The organism is Paenibacillus sp. Paensp38 (assembly GCF_059491915.1).
The window spans coordinates 5,426,359-5,442,759 of sequence record NZ_CP168516.1 but is presented as its reverse complement, the minus strand read 5'-3'; the positions used below and the strand labels follow the sequence as shown (position 1 = coordinate 5,442,759).

Here is a 16,401-nt window from a genome sequence, read left to right as displayed (position 1 = left end):
AAGATGTTAACTTTGTCTGCTAAAGCATCAAAAAAGAGCCGGCCCATAAGAGGGTCGGCTCTTTTATTATTCTTGCATCTCTGAAGTTTCCACGATTAAAGGTACAACCTTGCCAGCATTTACATCAATCAGGCCGTGATCGGTAATTTTCAAGGCCGGGCTGACCGGCAAAGAATGCGTGCTCAGCGACATGATTGGATTGTAATGGCGGTAGCCCAGCGACAGCAAGGCTGAACGCAGCTCCTTCACATGCGCCGCAACCATTTCCAGCGGTCCTTCTGTTAAGATCCCGCCTACGGTTAAAGGCAAATGGGACAGCACCTTGCCATTTTCAACTACGCAAAAACCACCTTGGCTGGCAAGAACCGTATTCGCGGCCAGTATCATATCTTGCTTGTTATGCCCTACGACCAGCAAGTTATGGTTATCGTGCGAATAGGTGGTTGCCACTGCCCCACGTTTAATCGTATCTCCCCCGATCAAACCGTAAGCACGGTTGCCATTCTTTCCATACCTCTCAAACGTAGCAATCAGTCCATGTTCACCATGTTCCCATACCAGTTCCCCCTGCTCTACTTGTGCAGGTGCAATCCGTTCACTTGTAAAAGTAGAGCCATCTTTGACCATCATGACACGGCATTGATGTGTGCCATCAGCTACATCCAACTTTACAGTAAAATCCTGCTCCGTGAGCGGATTGAGCTTCACACTTTGATAAAAGTGGGCGGGAAAGCGGGATTTTATTGGTGCTTGATGGTATTCCTCGAACTTATCGAATACCTTGAGTCCGTCCTTATAGACTTGCTCCACATCAAATTGACCAAGATCCGACAGCAGTACAAAGTCAGCTATTTTTCCCGGTGCAATGGTTCCGCGGTCATGCATACGCATCCGTGCAGCAGGAGTAAACGTAGCTGCATAAATGGCATCCTCAGGCTTCATGCCCATTCCGATTGCTTTACTTACAATATGGTTCAGATGCCCTCGCTCTACGAAAGAGTCTGGCATCACATCATCCGTTACAAAGCAAAAATGCTGTGCCACATCTTCCTGAATAAGATAGTCCATCACTTCAGGGGTCATGGATTTTTCCTGGATTTCAATAAACATCCCTGCAGCCATCCGCGCCTTCATACCTTCAATACTTTGATGAGTATGGTCTGAGCCTATCCCCGCATAGATCAACTGATGCAGGTCCAGATCAAGCAACTGTGGCGTATGACCTTCAATGATCAGCTCCGGGTAGTGCTCACGAACATGGCGTAAGATGCGATTCGTCTTGCTCTCCGGATCACGAATGACATCCACATAGTTCATAATTTCACCCAGGCAGATCATTTCACCGGTTTGCAGCAGCGCATCAATCTCGGGAATACCGATCTCGCCTCCTGAGGTTTCGAGCGGTGTTGCCGGGACGGAGCTTGGGATGCCGTAGAACATATCAGCCACGCAATCCTTGCTGGCTTCCATCATTTCCTGGACGCCTTCCAATCCGAAAACATTCGCCATTTCGTGCGGTTCTGGTACAATCGTCGTTATCCCATTGCGAATCAGTCCATAGGAAAAGGTTGCCGGTGTCACCATTGTGCTTTCGATATGCAAATGGATGTCGATCAGGCCGGGAATCATATATTTCCCGTGCCCTTCGACAATTTCAGCAGCCTCGAAAGACTCCAGACCACGCTGACCGATATACATAAACTTGCCATCAAGTATAGCTACATTACCTTCTTCGAACGTCTTGTAGTAACTGTTATACACCTTAACTTGTAAAATCATTTTGTCTGCACGCATGATGTATCTCCTTCATCGAACCCGCTGATTATTGGACCAGCACCATTTTATCTGCCGGAAAATGCAGGGTAACCCGCTGACCACTCAGGTAAGGCGTATCCATTTCCTGATTAGCCGTAAAGTTGCCTTTCGCCGTTTCTACCACATACTGATAGCTACGCCCCAGGTAAGTACTTACCTTAATAATACCGGGAAGCTCATTTTCTCCTGTCTCGTTGCCTTCTGTTCGAATGACCAAATCATCCGGGCGAATAGCGCCCTGACGAGCACCCGGCTGGGCCGTACCCTGATTACGCGCTACGCCGAACGAAAGATCACCTGTATTAAGTCGAATACGATCTCCTTCTTCAGTACGCTCGTCAAAGCTTAGAAAATTATTAAACCCAATAAAACGGGCAACAAATTCGGTCGTCGGATATTTAAAAATGGTCGATGGAGCATCTAATTGTTCGATGTTCCCCTTATTCATAATCGCAACCTGGTCAGAAATCGAAAAACATTCCTCCTGATCATGCGATACGTATACAGTAGTGATGCCCAGTTCCTGTTGAATACGGCGGATTTCCACACGCATATTTACACGCAGGTTAGCATCCAAGTTACTCAGAGGTTCATCAAACAACAGCAGATCGGGTTCAATCACAAGCGCTCGCGCAATCGCAACACGTTGACGCTGTCCGCCTGACAATTCACCAGGGAAACGTTTTTCAAATCCCCTCAGGCTAACCGTATCCAGCATCGTCATAACGCGGCGCTTTACATCATCTTCCTTTACTTTGCGTAACCGCAAACCAAAGGCAACATTATCAAAAACAGACAAATGCGGAAAGAGTGCATAACTTTGAAATACAAAGCCGAAGTTCCGTTTATTCACCGGAACCCGAGTATAATCCTTATCGCCAAACAAAAATGTTCCTTGTTTAGCTTCGAGAAATCCTGCAATGAGACGAAGTGTGGTCGTTTTGCCACAACCACTCGGTCCGAGCAACGAGAGCAATTGCCCCCGTTCAAGCTGCAAATCGAAATCCTGCAAGATCAGTTGGTTGTCATAAGCGACCGATACGCGATCCAGAGTAAGCAGTGCCATAAGGTTGAAGCCTCCATTACCTTTTAGTGAAGTAAGACAATCCCATCAGTCGTTCAATCAAGAACATCAGGATACCGGTTAAAATCATCAGCATAACCGAAATCGCCGCAATCGTCGGGTCAAAATAATTTTCGACGTAAGTCAGCATTTGAATGGGCAGGGTGCTGAAGCCCGGTCCTGTCATAAAGACGGAAATGTCGACATTGTTGAATGATTCCAGAAAGGCAATCAGGATAGCCGCAATAATGCCTGAGCGGATGTTGGGCAGAACCACTTTGAAAAAGGTTTCCAGCCGTCCAGCCCCCAAACTAAGCGCTGCTTCCTCAATCGCAAAATCAAAGTTAGACAAACTGGATGCAATGACTCTAATAATGAACGGCAACATAATCACCGTATGTCCGATCAATAGTCCAGCATATACTGGTAAATGGTAAACTATGATCAAATAGCGCAGCAGTGTAAAACCAAGCACAATACCCGGTATGAGCAACGGAGAAAGGAACAAAGCATTCAGCGCATCCTTCCCACGAAACGAAAAACGACTAAGCGCATAGGCGGCAGGCATACCAATCAGCAGTGCCAAGATGTTGCCTAGCAGAGAGACCACAATGGACGTTTTGAACGTGGACATAAACAAATCCACTTCAAAAATATTTTCATACCAGCGCAAGGAAAAGCCCTGCGGAGGGAATTTTAATACCGTGCCCGGCTCGAAAGAAGTGACCGATATGATCAACAGCGGACCGAGCAGAAAGATGAAGACCAGCAGGCTAAAGAAGCCTAGTCCGTAATGTTTCTCCCGCATATCCACCTACCCCTTCGGATTGAGTTTATGGGCCGCCTTATTTAAGAGACCGACCACGATAAATGTAATAACAATCATAATTGTTGCAATAACAGAAGCTAAAAACCAGTCGTTTAGCGTCATCGCGTTCTGATACAAAAATGTAGCGATAACCCGCTGTTTTCCTCCAAGTAGTGCTGGTGTCGTATATGCAGTCAGGCTGCCCACGAAAACGAGAATGCTTCCAATGATCAGGCCCGGCACAGACAGCGGAAATACGATTTTACGGAATGCGCTGAATCTGGAGGCCCCGAGGCTCTGAGCAGCATGAACAAGATCACTGTCAATATTTTCGAGTACACCAATCAGTGAAATAATCATCAGTGGTAAAAACAAATGAACCAGGCCAATAATCATCGCTGCCGGAGTATACAAAATATTCAGCGGCTCATCTACAAGTCCTAAACCGATGAGCACGTTATTTAACAGTCCCTTGCGACCCAGAATGACCATCCAGCTGAATGACCGCACCACCGGACTCGTCAACAAGGGGAAAATAGCCAGCGCTAACAAAATCCCTTTACGACGCGGGGCCTTTTGCGAAATATAATAAGCCGTCGGGAAGCCGAGTAATACGCACACGAGTGTCGTTACGACACTGACTTCCAGCGTAGTCAGCAATATTTTCAGAAAGTAAGGGTCCTTGAAGAAATGGAGATAGCCTTCTAGGGTGAATGAGCTGTTCTGTACGAAGGTCGAACCGATCGTCAACACAATCGGAATGACCATGAACACCGCCAGAAAGAGCAGACCTGGCAGCAGCAGCCAATACAAGTATGTTTTCTTCATGGGTAGCTCCTTGCGGTTATCAAAATGTTATTCCTTGTTTAGCACCTGGATAAATAGCTCCAGAAAAGCTTCGCTGTCCACCTGTTCGCACACATTCATATTGTGGCTATGATTGAGGCGGTTCTGTACATCGCCCACTGTTTGTCCGTCACATATGCGACTGGAGGTTTCTACGTCGACATACAACAGCGAGGTATCGACTAACCTCGAATTCAATGCGACACCCACGGCAAGCGGGTCATGAAGCGCACAGGCTTTTACCCCGTTGCGTTCTTCATAACGCTTGGTATAAACGGCCGTGCTTTCAGCTACATAATTACGAATTGCTGGACGGGTCAGACGAGCAATATGATCCGCAGTCAGCAGAGCCTTCCGTGTTACATCCAGTCCCACCTGTATCAACCGACCAAATCCTGCATGAAATACGATTCGTGCGGCTTCAGGGTCAGCATACATGTTGTACTCCGCTACAGGTGTAATATTGCCGCACCCGTGAATAACACCGCCCATAAAAATGACTTCATCGACGTGATCCGTCAGTTCGGGACACTTCAGCAGCGCCAGTGCCAGATTGGTGAGTGGCCCCGTGCAAATGAGCGTCACTTCCCCCGGGTGAGCCATCACGGTATCAATAATGATATCCGGTGCAAAACCTTCGGACGCTGACATGGCTGGGACTACTCCACTCAGTGCGCCTCCAATGCCGTCTTCTCCATGGACACGATGCTCGTGCAGGCCTTTACGTATTAAGGGAGCCTCCGCCCCCCGATAAACCGGAATATCCGGTCTATCTAAAAGGTCGAGGATTTTGCATGTGTTCAATGTTGCTTGTTTAAGTGAAACATTACCGCATACCGTAGTAATCGCTTGGATATCCAGCTGACCACTTTTGGCGGCTAGTAAAATACCCAACGCATCATCAATGCCCGTATCTACATCTAATATAACCTTTTTCATTATTGTGCAACTTCCCGGTTCCAGCGATCTGTCCATGCCTTGATATGATCGTTAACGAACTTCATATCCAGCTTGGTCAGCTTGTTCACTACCTCTGTACCGTACGTAATTCCCTCTGTATCCGCACCGGACAGTACCACCTGCGTATTCACCGGGGAATCAACCTTTGCCTTGGCGGATTTTTCTTGAACTTCCTTGCTCAGCTGCCAGTTGATAAATTCCTCAGCCAGCTCCTTCTGGTCGGAGCCTTTCACTACATTAATCGTGTTCATTACTGCGTAAGCACCTTCACTAGGAGCTACAAATTTCGCTCCTGGCACAGCCGCCTGCAAATCTTTGAAGTACATTTCCATGATCGGACCGCCGGCAATTTCCTGCTGACTAAACATGTTCACGAATTCAGATGTTTTACTATAAAACTTAACGATATTCGGACTCAGCTCTTTCAGTTTTCCAAAGGCTTGTTCTTCATTAAACTCCTTACTCCCCGCTACCTTGGAGGCTGCATCTACCATCATTGGTCCGGCAGTCGCCGTAATGTTCGGTAGAGTCACGTTTCCTTTGAACTCATTGCCCCACAGGTCAGCCCAAGAGGTCACATTCTTTTTCACCAGCTCCGGATTATAGGCAATACCGAGACGCCCAACCGTATAAGCAGGACCATACTCCTCACCCAGCGGTGCTTTGGCAATATCATAAATTTGGTTCAGGTTCGGCACCTTGCTACGATCCAGCTTCTCAAACAATCCCTGTTGAATTCCTTGTTGAGCATAATAATCAGACAGATAAATCAGATCGACATCTGTGCTGCCTTGACTGATTTTGTTCAACCGTTCCGCGTTATTTCCAATTTCGACCACGATGTCAACGTTATGTTCTTTTTCAAAAGGCTCGTACACTTCTTTGTTAAAGAAGTCCTCGGAAAAGCCCCATGTGGAAATAACTAGTTTCTTTTTCCCATCAGCTGAACCATCTTTTCCATCTGTCTGACCGCCAGTAGCATTACTGCCGCAACCTGCCAGTACCACGGATGCCAAGGTCACAGCCATAAACCCTTTAAACCATTTCTTCATATGAAACTCCCCCTATTTTTTTATTATGCACACCTTATGACACAAAAAAGAAAAGTACTCTTGTAAAACAAGAATACTTTTCTTCGTAAACAAAGAATAAGTTGATCCCGCTGCGCGTTATAACAGGTTCTCCCCTCAGATAGATCCGAAGCGAAAAGCCGAATATCCAATTTTATTAGGATTCCTTCAGAATGATGTTCGTAATAGCCCACTGCGTTGCTGAATCATAATCACGCAGTAAAGCATCTATATCGAGCTCCATATCCTCAATCAGCTTCTCGCGAAGTCTCTTCTTGTACAGCATGGACATTCGGAAATCCACTTCCAGCTTCAAGCCGGGGGCTTCCACTTCCAATGCTGCCGAGCGTGGAGAACGCCGGTGCTTCGCCACAAAGGTAACAATGTTGTTCTCAACGGTGGCCCGCAGCAGCGTGGTCCCGAAGCCGAACAGTTCCTTTGAAACTTCATTGTAAATCTGGCACATCCGCTTCTTGCTTTCGTTACTGTCGAGCAGCGTCATGAACCCACCCTCATCAGCATATTACGTACAATCAATCTTTCAACACGATAGATTATACATAAATATACGATAAATAGCAAACAAAAATCCCTAATCCAAACACATATGATGCGAAAAAGCGAACAATATGTCGAACTTTGTAGCTTTTCAACATTTTTACACCTTTTTTAACTCATCTTCAAGCTTCCGAACGCTGCTATATTCGCCCACAGGGTAATTTTAAAGTAGACTCCGGTAAATCTCTGGCCAAGGGTTTTATCGTCGTCATTCCAGAGGAAATTTTTTTCCTTCTACTATATATGTAGCTTTTACTTAAATGCATTTAACCGTACCCCGCGGGAGTCCCCTAGCGATTGTACGGTTTTTTATGTTATGTAGCTGACTGGCCAGATGGGAACCCCTTCAAGAAAAAGCCGATTGAATCCACGAGGACACTACAAGAGTAGCCGGCCACAGCAGCATAAAGTTAGCTATGATATACGCCTTCTTAAAAGCATAACGATGATAAAAATACCAACAGCTCCATGATATGAATATTCCTATCGGGTAGCTCATTATGACATAGGCAAAAATATAATTGCTGAGATAATCTCCAGCTGTTGGTGCATCGAAAGAAAATGCGACCACCATCAGCATGGCCGGATAGGCAAATAGCGTTAAGCCATAAACGATATTCAATATAAGTAAAATGACAAATGCATTTTGATCTTTCATGATGTTCTCCTAACTATTGCAGTCCGTCTGTATCACCATTGTGCAGCCCGCTTGCGTCTCTCCTCACGCCGATCAGCTTCTTCCATTTTCCGAATATAACGTTTCAACTGCTCTTTATGCTCGTCCAATTCTTGTATTCGTACCGTGGTTCCTTGGAGAAACACCTCCATTTTACGTGTTAATTCAGCAGCTGATTCTCCCCGCCATTCATGCAGCCTACCATATATATTTTTCATCTGCTGCTCCTGATGCTGAAGTCTTTGCTTTAGCTGCTCGCATTGCTGAACAGCCCTACGCAGATCCCCCAGGCTCAAAGATATTCTGCTCATCTCTTTCGCCTCCCGTTGTGTTCTTCCAGCTGCTCTTTCTTATTGATCCACCATCGTAAATTCCTGGCCCTTACGATCTATATATTCTGCTATCTCTGTAATCGATTCCTGATACCAGCGATTAATCCGATCCAGTGTCGCCGTAGCACTATGCGCAAGCGGGGTCAAAGACTGACTTTCACTTGTCCCGATATGAGCCTGAAATAACTGAATGGACGCACGGGTATCACTGGAAAATCCATGCAAGCTAGAACGCATCTGATTAGCCGCATGCTTTAGCTCCTCAGGTGTTAATTGAATTGTACCCCCATTTTTGTTGCCTACAAAATAAGCTCCACTATTAGCGCGGCCATTTTGTTGGCCTGCTCCCATCAAATTCACACCTAGGGCATTAGCAGCAAACTGCCCGAAGGCACCCATTTGTCCACCATAGCGTTCAACCAGATCGCCCATGACTTCCTTGAGCTCTGCTCGCGCGGCCAGCATCTGCTCGTATGCCTGCACCCGTGGATTGCCTTCCACCAATTGACCGTCCATCGTGTACAGTGGATTGATTATATTGCCGTTTTCATCAAATGTGAAATGATCCATGCTATGTGTCGCTTCTCCCATTACCGAATTATAGAACTTTGTAATCGGATCTTGCTGCATCATAGGCAAAGTAATCGGGACATACACAATGGGAGACCATTTGGGCCCCAAAAAAAAGTTAGCCCACTTATTTTCTCTTTCGACTGGTAATGAAACAGGAATAGTGATTTTAGCTCTATTAGCTGTCTTATAATCATTGTCTATAAAGTAGGTTGTACCCACATGTGGCTGTGCATCATTAGCTCCCGAACCGATAGTATCTTTCGGATTGACATAAGCGACATTCGTCTTTCGAAAATCGCCATTTTCCACCTTCCTTTGAAGATCATCCGGTAACAGATGCACAATGCTTGGTGGATTATAAGCGACTGATGTCAGTCCGTTCCGCACCGCCACATATTCTGCCTCCGCTCCTCCTAGAGAATGGCCTGTGGTCGTTATTTCAGCAGAGGGATACTGTTTTTTTACGACATCATATAGATTCTCAGCTTGTGTAAATTGATTATTCTGGTACTTCTCCTCATATTGAAGAAATGCGCTTTGCACTTGTGGTGGGAGTTTAGCCACCTCTGCCTTATTATTTTCATAATATTGATGGACTTCTTCCAACGTTTTCGCGCGTCCTCCGACGACATCGCTGATATCCGTTCCCCAGTCCATCGCCACGCTCCATTTGGGGCGATCTGGAGGTTCTGTACCCCTATAACCGATGATCACCTGATTGGTCTTCTCGTTAAGGAATACAGTCGCATCGAATCCAGAACCGTTCGTATCATGCAGCATAGCTCCTTCAGGCTCAACAATCTTCCAGTCAGGAAGAATTCTGCTTTTAGAATCTTTGGCAGTCAACTCTCGGTCATAAACTCTATCCGCAATGGTCCAGTATGTTTTATCGTTAATGTAGGTCAAGTTATTCCCACCTTGTCTATTGTGTAAATATATTATAGAGTTATGAAAAAAGGTGATTACCAGAAAAGGAGAATTGTAACTTGAACAGAAAAATCCCACTGATTCTGGCACTTATTTTAATTATTATGTATTTAGGAGGTTGTTCCAGCTTGTCCGACAAAGAGAAAAAAGAATTAGTAGACGTCGCCACTCCCATCGGTGTGGAGTTTATTAAAGAACACTATAATGCCGATTTCATATTAAAGGATTATGCTGTGGATGATCCTGCTGTCCACTTCAGGCTCTATCTATATGGGTACATTAAAGGCCACGAAGACAACAAAATTACCATCTACTATAATTATAAAACCAAAGAAGTGATCGACGTCTCCGGGCCAGATTGGTTTATCGACAGTGAAGTCCCCAAATACAAGACCCCTTCTTCCTGAGAAGGGATACTCATCGAGCATTTCACTTTCAACATATTTGTAATCTATGTTAAAGTCTAATTTTTCCCAAATTAAGAAGTAGTATAATTATAGTGCATCCTATTTACGAGCGATATAGCGGGGAGGAAAAATAAGTATAAAGTCATTGGATACAGTATATCTGGTCACAGTACATAGTTTATGTAGAATAGGTCTTTGTAACTGTATGTTAGGGGAAAATTGCACAGATGAACACCATTTTTAATTTTTACTATTAAAGAGTATGCAATGACAAATGTAGTTAATAAAATTCACCTTTACGGCTACATAACAGTGCTAAAAGGGTATAGATCATCAAACTCAAATAAGGCTCCTTAGGAGCCTTATTTACTTGTTGCTAAACATATTTAACGCTCGTCACCTTTGGTACTATGCTGAGTTACATGAATAAAAGGATATTCGCCTTTGCTTATTTTACGTTTCCATTCTTGGACCATATCTTCCTGGGTCGGCGCTTTCTCATTGACAATTGCTCCTGTAGTTACTTTAGCCATGCTTTCCCCTTCTCTTGGTAGTTTTATTTACTGCGTCTTTATCTTTTCTCCAGTCATTTTAATGTTACCATCCATTTCTACCAGACTCGTTTTACATTTTAAACCGATAGCATCCTTCGCGGTGACCTGAATTGTGTTCCCCGCATTGAATACCAAATTTCCATCAGCCTTAACACGGATGTCCTTTTTACTCCGCAATTCGATGCCATGGTCATCCAGCAGTCGAATCACCACTTCATCGTCGTTCCCAGTGATTAAAATTTCATTTTTCTCAAAAATAATAGCTTTGCGGTACTTGGTCATAAAGATTTTCGTCGATGGGTCCTTAATAAAGTCACCTCCTTTGGATCTCCTTCGGATCGAGTGGGTCACAATAGCGTCTTTTTCTTTAGCGGTCGGAAAGTAAATGTCTACAAAATCAAATAGCTCCGGCATGCAGTACCATCCTGTATTCCCTTCCGATGTATAAAATGTAGCCGTTGGGAAAGCGTAGGTTTCCTTGACATTCGGCTTGACCTTATCCATTTCATAAAAGAAAACCTTCACATGGTCCTGCTCGATTCCAATAACCTTCGATTTTAACGAGATACCACGAATGCTTTCATTTACAATCAAATCCTGTTTCATTCCATCCGCTGTAGTCAGCACATATTCATGCCACAAAGCACTATGTCGTATAAACGCAACAGACTGCAGGACGTATAAAGCTTTCCCTTTAAATTTAACCTCCGCCCCAATTTGCAGCAGGACATCTCTAGCCCCTGTCGTTTGCACTTTATAATATAAAAGGTTGTCATCCTTGCTAGCTCCTGGTTTGGTTTTTCTCGTCATCGAGTAGTTATACTGTTTGAGCTCACCTTGATTGACACCATCCGGTAATCCAAAATAAAACTGAGGTTTGTCTCCAATCGGATCAGGTATCAGTCCCCAACCAAGCCGAGACGCTATACGTTTCAGAAACGACCAGTCCGTTTCGTCGAATTGCATCGTAAATTCCTGTAAAAGCTGATCTTTTAAGCGGCTCGTACAATTGGCTTTGGGATAGGATTTGAGTACATGTTCAAGTAATGCCTGCACCTTCATCTTCACATTTTGAAAGGATTGTCTATGAAGCACTTCATCCAGCTGGCTTGTATAGGAGAGGGCCTCGACGACCAAATAGGCTACATTGGACACCAACTTGATTCTGAACTGCGTGACTAATCCCCTAAATAATACACTCTGCTTTTGATCATCATTCACATAAGAAACGACTAACTTCGCCCCTGCTTCCATATGACCTGTGTACTCTTCCATTTGGGTACCCGTTAACACACCTGTCAAAAAGACTTTCACATGCTCATTCATTTTCTGTACAACTTTAACTTTTGGATTTTTAAGAGATAAAACCGTTCCATTATACTTGATGATTGGATATCCCATGTTACCGCTCCCTTTTGTCGGTTAGTTTACGTTTATCCGTTGTTTGCTTACGTATTGAATGACATCTTTAATGGTTTGATTATGCTCCTGATCGTTAAGAGCCTCATCTAATGCAGAGAGCGTGGTAAAGGTTTTATTTTTTTTCTGAAAATAAATGTCCGCTATAGGGAATTCATCAACTCTACCAGGTCCATGAATCCCGTTGTCAACATCGGCAATGATGATAACATCCTTCAATCCATCCTTATTCACATCCTTGAAGGCCACTGCTTCTACTCCTCCGTAACGTGCAACCCACTCACGGTTCCCGTAGAAATCGGGGAATGGATACAGAATATGTCCTTGGTCATCCAATAGGAAGAAAAAGAATTTACGAAAACCTTCCGGATACCCATATGTGGATACAAACCGTACTTTCCCAAAGCCTTCGAAAGTAGTTTGAAAAGACTGCGACTCTTCAATTTCATATTGGTCGGTATTCAACTTTTCACCGCTAACTGTGGAAACAGACTGATCCTCAACGGAACTTAACTCACTCCATAGTTCCTCATTTTGCCTAATATTCTCTGGAATTTGTGCAAAACGAATTTCATACTCCGCATGGTCCCCTACCACATGTGCCATAGGTACACTCATCCCCAATGAATCATTTGTGAAATAACTAAACGATTCCATTTCTACTTCCGCAAGCGAACCTTTGGTTACATCCGCATTTGTTAACAATTGAATCAAATCATCTTTTGTGAAATCACCAATTAATCCTTGTTGCTCCGGCTGAACAGCTGTAATCTTCCCGCTTTTTATAAGCTCAATAAAAGGTTTCTCGACCTTTACCAGATCCCTCAACCTTATTCTTGAAACCTGCTTCATATCCAGGTTCGTCGTATAAAACATATGAGTAGGATAGGCTGCGTCCTTCACATAATGAATACCCGTATATTGAACACTCAAGAATCGTTCACTTTCTCGTTTGATCTCATAATCAATTTCGACATGGACTCCAGCATTGGAATCCGCATAGTTTTGTAATCCTTCTAAAGCATCAGCCTTAAGAATTTTGTTTAAAGATTTCTGCTTTGCAATATCCTTGAGTTTTATAATTTGAGGGTATTTAATCACGATCCCATTTTTTGAATATTCCTCTTGAATGAGTTCATAGCTTTGCCGTTCACTATGAGTATTCAAGGCAGTGCTATATTCGGAATCAATACGGACTTCTCCACTTTTGGAGAACTCAATGATAAGGTTTTGTTCAGAATCATCACTGTTTATGAAGAAACCATCGCCGTGGTCTAAAACCTCGATACCTATGCTATCATGTTGTCGACTCTCTAAAATAATGGGCTTATTCATATCCTTGTTCAGTTCCCACGCATCCGGAAGCTTCATCTTACCTACATTTATGCTTTTCTCCGTCCACTTTTGTCCAGACAACTCCCACAGATCAACAAATACGGGGTCTGGATGATATATGGAGACATACCCCCCTAACCACAACTGTATTCCTTGGTCTGAATCTCGGACCACGAAGTCTGTAGTCAATTCTGGCCCGCCATTCTCAATCATCTGAGCATGTACAAGTTGCTTCGAACTCCACCACTGAATAAATGTGTATTTATCTCCGATCGTACCTGTCACCGTTTTAGGTGCTCTATAATTCATAACCCTAACGTTTAGCTGCCCACTTTTTAACTGAAATGGTTTTGTTAAGATAGTGAGATTGTTATCGAACTTTTCTACTAATTCTCCATCCTTCATCTCTACACTTTTTGGCTCGATTAACAACAAATTAAATTCCTGTGTGAACTCCTCAAGCTTATTTTGTCTGGTATCATAATCCTTATTTTCATCGTTGACTATATGAAGTTTTTTCACTAACGTGTCCAGCTTTTTCGAAAAGGAAATCGTTTTATCTTCATTTTGGAGAGAAAGCGCATGATTTGTTTTAGTTGCTGGAGAATTTTGTTCCTTCATGCATCCATTCAGCGCTACACAGGAAATGAGTAGTAATAGGACGCAAGAAGCTCGCCCGTACTTCAAGTAATTCATGCTGGATATCACACTTTCTACGATTTATCGTTCATCTCTATACTCATAATCTTCCACTTGCCTGACTTTTTTTCTAATGTAAATAGAAGTCCTTTGTTTGATTCCTCTTCTTCTGAGCTACTCTTTACCAAAAACACCCGCTGATTAGCCTCATAAGCAATCTCTTTTACATTCAAGTCTAATCCTGTATAGTCCATAGCGGAAAAATCTATGATATCTTCAAAATGATTTTTCGGACTTGCTGACAACGCAGTGAATTCCGCCATTTCAGGCAAGTGTATCAAGAAGCGATTCATAAGATAATGATCTTCCAAATAATTTTGGATAATATCTTTAGGAACCGTAGGGTTTACAAATTTTTTATTCTTATTTTCATATAGAACTTTTGTTTTTTCGGGTCCGCTGCTATCGAATTTCTGATATGTCATGATTGTATGTTGTTGAGTATCCTGAAAACGATAGTAACTCACATCCTCAAAAACACCATCTTTATTAATGTCCTCTAGCTTCCTGATTCCTTGCCCTGTTGCTTCTGGATAATTGTAATTCAGGTTGCTAATTCGGTTATGGCCTAAAGTAAATATAGAGAATCCTTCGGCCTCATCCACTTCGCTAGTGGAATATACTACGATAAACTTTTGTTCTGTTTGATCCAGCTTCATGATCTTCATGTCTGTATTAAGATGTGCAACTATAATTGGGTCCTCTAATTTACCAATGATGTGATAGCCAGCATCCTCTCGGACTACAAATACGTTGTCAATCACCCCTTTTTCTAACCCAAAAGCAAGCACGTATTCCGGCTTTCCATCAAGGTCCAAATCTTCTTTTAATATTTTCTGAAGCTGCTCATTTGGGGGCTGGATTTTCTTTATAAACTGATCTAATGTGTTAGAATCTATGGCGTAATTTTCATTTCTTTTATTAATCGGATTCACAATATTGCTATTCCGATCTTGTTTTTGAGCAGCAGACTCTGGTTCAGTCACAGCTTTTTTCTCTATCATTTGAGTGCTAGGTTTGATGGGTTCAACTGCTTGCTGCTTCTCATTCGTAGATTTTACGGAACATCCATTTAATAGCAGACTAAATAACAATATTAAAAATAGTATTGTATTTTGTTTTATAAAGTTGATTTCAAAAAACTCCCTTTTTGTATTAATCACTGTACGTTTATTCGTTGTTTGCTTACGTATTGAATGACATTTTGAAGTGTTCGGTTATGTCCAGTTTGATTGATACTCTTATCCAATTCAGGCAGGGTAGTGTATGTGTTATCTTTTTTCTGAAAGTAAACCTCTGCGACAGGCAGTGTCTCTATTCCGTGTGCATTAACTCCGGTGATATAATCAGCAATAATAACAATATCCGTACGTCCATCCTGATTCAAATCCTTAAAACTTACTGCTTTGATCCTATCAATCATTTTACCGTTGTTACCATAAAATTCGGGGAATTCGTACAGGATCTTGTTTTCCACATTTTTGTCACTGTTAACTTCCAAAAAAAACTTTGCTTGAATCAGATCATTCGTATCCTCATCTTTTAAAGTGGATATAAACTTTACTTCTCCCCATCCATTAAGAGTGGTGGTAAATGATTGTTCCCTTTGAATAGTATAAGGTTCCAGATCAGGGTCGGGCTGAGCATCCTCTTCTACATAATCAGCACTACGTTGCTGCTTTACGGATTTCTCCATGTTATATTCAATAAAAATATTATTTACTTTCTCTGTTTTAGTATCCCAATTAATACTCAAATGTAGGCCATTTTTGGAGTAAACCAGACTTCTATTTGTTATGGTACTTGGTTGACCGTAAAGTTGTAGCACTTTACCAAGGGTATCACCAATCTTCAATCCTCTTTTGGTTTTAAACTTGGGATTTTCCAAGCTCACGGCTACTAGATAACTTTCACCATCAACCGGTTCCTCCCCTTCAAATTCGATCTTAGATAGAACTACAAATCGAATTTCTGAATCTTCATAGTTAGGATAAGATAAGTTCCATCTTCGGTAGGTTCCATTCCCACTAATATATCCTCGATTGAAGCTATCGTATCCCTCACTGTAACCCCACTTATGGATAAGTTCTTTAATATCCGTATTCCTATCAATTTTGTGCGACCGATATGATATTGTGAAGTCCTCATCCTGAAGGGGCTTTGGATCGGCAGATACAACATTTTTGGCTTTGTCTGTTCCTTTCTCTGGATAGTAGCTAGAGCTTTCTTGCTTAGCTTTAGCAGTAGCTGTTTTCCCATTGTCATAAGTATTGATATCTGAAAGACTACATGCGGTTACTCCTAAAGCCAAAAAAGTCAATATAATAAAATAACCGTAACTTGGCTTGTACACTTCTTT

16 protein-coding genes are annotated in these 16,401 nt (G+C 42.8%); 1 reads left to right on the top strand and 15 read right to left on the bottom strand.

The genetic code is table 11. The features are described from left to right. Window positions 1–66: 66 nt before the first annotated feature. From ACEN8J_RS24105 to ACEN8J_RS24060, 10 genes are all read right to left on the bottom strand, one after another. On the bottom strand, window positions 67–1,794 hold the full coding sequence (locus tag ACEN8J_RS24105; protein ID WP_495594072.1) for an adenine deaminase C-terminal domain-containing protein: 1,728 nt from the start codon (window positions 1,792–1,794) through the stop codon (window positions 67–69). 28 nt (window positions 1,795–1,822) lie between these two features. Further along, window positions 1,823–2,881: an ABC transporter ATP-binding protein gene (locus ACEN8J_RS24100; protein ID WP_250240713.1), complete on the bottom strand. Its 1,059-nt coding sequence runs from the start codon at window positions 2,879–2,881 to the stop codon at window positions 1,823–1,825. 16 nt (window positions 2,882–2,897) lie between these two features. Further along, the gene (locus ACEN8J_RS24095) at window positions 2,898–3,686 is read right to left on the bottom strand and encodes an ABC transporter permease (protein WP_013312456.1); all 789 of its coding nucleotides are present in this window, start codon (window positions 3,684–3,686) and stop codon (window positions 2,898–2,900) included. 6 nt (window positions 3,687–3,692) lie between these two features. After that, window positions 3,693–4,514, bottom strand: a complete 822-nt coding sequence (locus tag ACEN8J_RS24090) for an ABC transporter permease (RefSeq protein ID WP_495594070.1) — start codon at window positions 4,512–4,514, stop codon at window positions 3,693–3,695. Between the two features lie 27 nt (window positions 4,515–4,541). Beyond that, window positions 4,542–5,471, bottom strand: a complete 930-nt coding sequence (locus tag ACEN8J_RS24085; protein WP_307351176.1) for a nucleoside hydrolase — start codon at window positions 5,469–5,471, stop codon at window positions 4,542–4,544. Continuing rightward, window positions 5,471–6,544, bottom strand: coding sequence for an ABC transporter substrate-binding protein (locus ACEN8J_RS24080; RefSeq protein WP_342434609.1), 1,074 nt, complete (start codon window positions 6,542–6,544; stop codon window positions 5,471–5,473). Before ACEN8J_RS24080 ends, ACEN8J_RS24085 begins: the two co-directional genes overlap by 1 nt. A gap of 175 nt (window positions 6,545–6,719) precedes the next feature. Beyond that, a complete protein-coding gene (locus ACEN8J_RS24075; RefSeq protein WP_029518631.1) occupies window positions 6,720–7,064 on the bottom strand; it encodes a hypothetical protein in 345 nt (114 codons plus the stop codon). Window positions 7,065–7,466: 402 nt separating this feature from the next. After that, a complete protein-coding gene (locus ACEN8J_RS24070) occupies window positions 7,467–7,778 on the bottom strand; it encodes a hypothetical protein (RefSeq protein WP_340933559.1) in 312 nt (103 codons plus the stop codon). Window positions 7,779–7,810: 32 nt separating this feature from the next. Beyond that, a complete protein-coding gene (locus ACEN8J_RS24065; protein ID WP_039271722.1) occupies window positions 7,811–8,107 on the bottom strand; it encodes a WXG100 family type VII secretion target in 297 nt (98 codons plus the stop codon). A gap of 39 nt (window positions 8,108–8,146) precedes the next feature. Next, window positions 8,147–9,607, bottom strand: coding sequence for a lipase family protein (locus ACEN8J_RS24060; RefSeq protein ID WP_495594068.1), 1,461 nt, complete (start codon window positions 9,605–9,607; stop codon window positions 8,147–8,149). An 80-nt stretch (window positions 9,608–9,687) separates the two neighbouring features. On the opposite strand from ACEN8J_RS24060, the gene ACEN8J_RS24055 reads away from it, so the two are divergent. Next, window positions 9,688–10,035, top strand: coding sequence for a hypothetical protein (locus ACEN8J_RS24055; RefSeq protein WP_342434612.1), 348 nt, complete (start codon window positions 9,688–9,690; stop codon window positions 10,033–10,035). A gap of 386 nt (window positions 10,036–10,421) precedes the next feature. Here ACEN8J_RS24055 and ACEN8J_RS24050 read toward each other — a convergent pair whose 3' ends face one another. From ACEN8J_RS24050 to ACEN8J_RS24030, 5 genes are read right to left on the bottom strand one after another with little or no spacing between them, the layout of a single operon-like run. Beyond that, window positions 10,422–10,568 carry a hypothetical protein gene (locus ACEN8J_RS24050; RefSeq protein ID WP_318627688.1) on the bottom strand — a complete coding sequence of 49 codons (147 nt, stop codon included), beginning with the start codon at window positions 10,566–10,568 and terminating at the stop codon, window positions 10,422–10,424. Between the two features lie 27 nt (window positions 10,569–10,595). Further along, entirely contained in the window at window positions 10,596–11,990 is a 1,395-nt protein-coding gene (locus ACEN8J_RS24045) for a hypothetical protein (protein WP_495594065.1), read from the bottom strand. A gap of 21 nt (window positions 11,991–12,011) precedes the next feature. Continuing rightward, window positions 12,012–14,039 (bottom strand): polysaccharide deacetylase family protein, encoded by a 2,028-nt coding sequence (locus ACEN8J_RS24040; RefSeq protein WP_495594063.1) that lies wholly within the window; start codon window positions 14,037–14,039, stop codon window positions 12,012–12,014. A 17-nt stretch (window positions 14,040–14,056) separates the two neighbouring features. Continuing rightward, complete coding sequence (locus ACEN8J_RS24035; protein ID WP_495594061.1) at window positions 14,057–15,205, bottom strand: hypothetical protein; 1,149 nt, start codon at window positions 15,203–15,205, stop codon at window positions 14,057–14,059. After that, window positions 15,202–16,395 carry a hypothetical protein gene (locus ACEN8J_RS24030; RefSeq protein WP_459761172.1) on the bottom strand — a complete coding sequence of 398 codons (1,194 nt, stop codon included), beginning with the start codon at window positions 16,393–16,395 and terminating at the stop codon, window positions 15,202–15,204. Before ACEN8J_RS24030 ends, ACEN8J_RS24035 begins: the two co-directional genes overlap by 4 nt. Window positions 16,396–16,401: the final 6 nt, after the last annotated feature.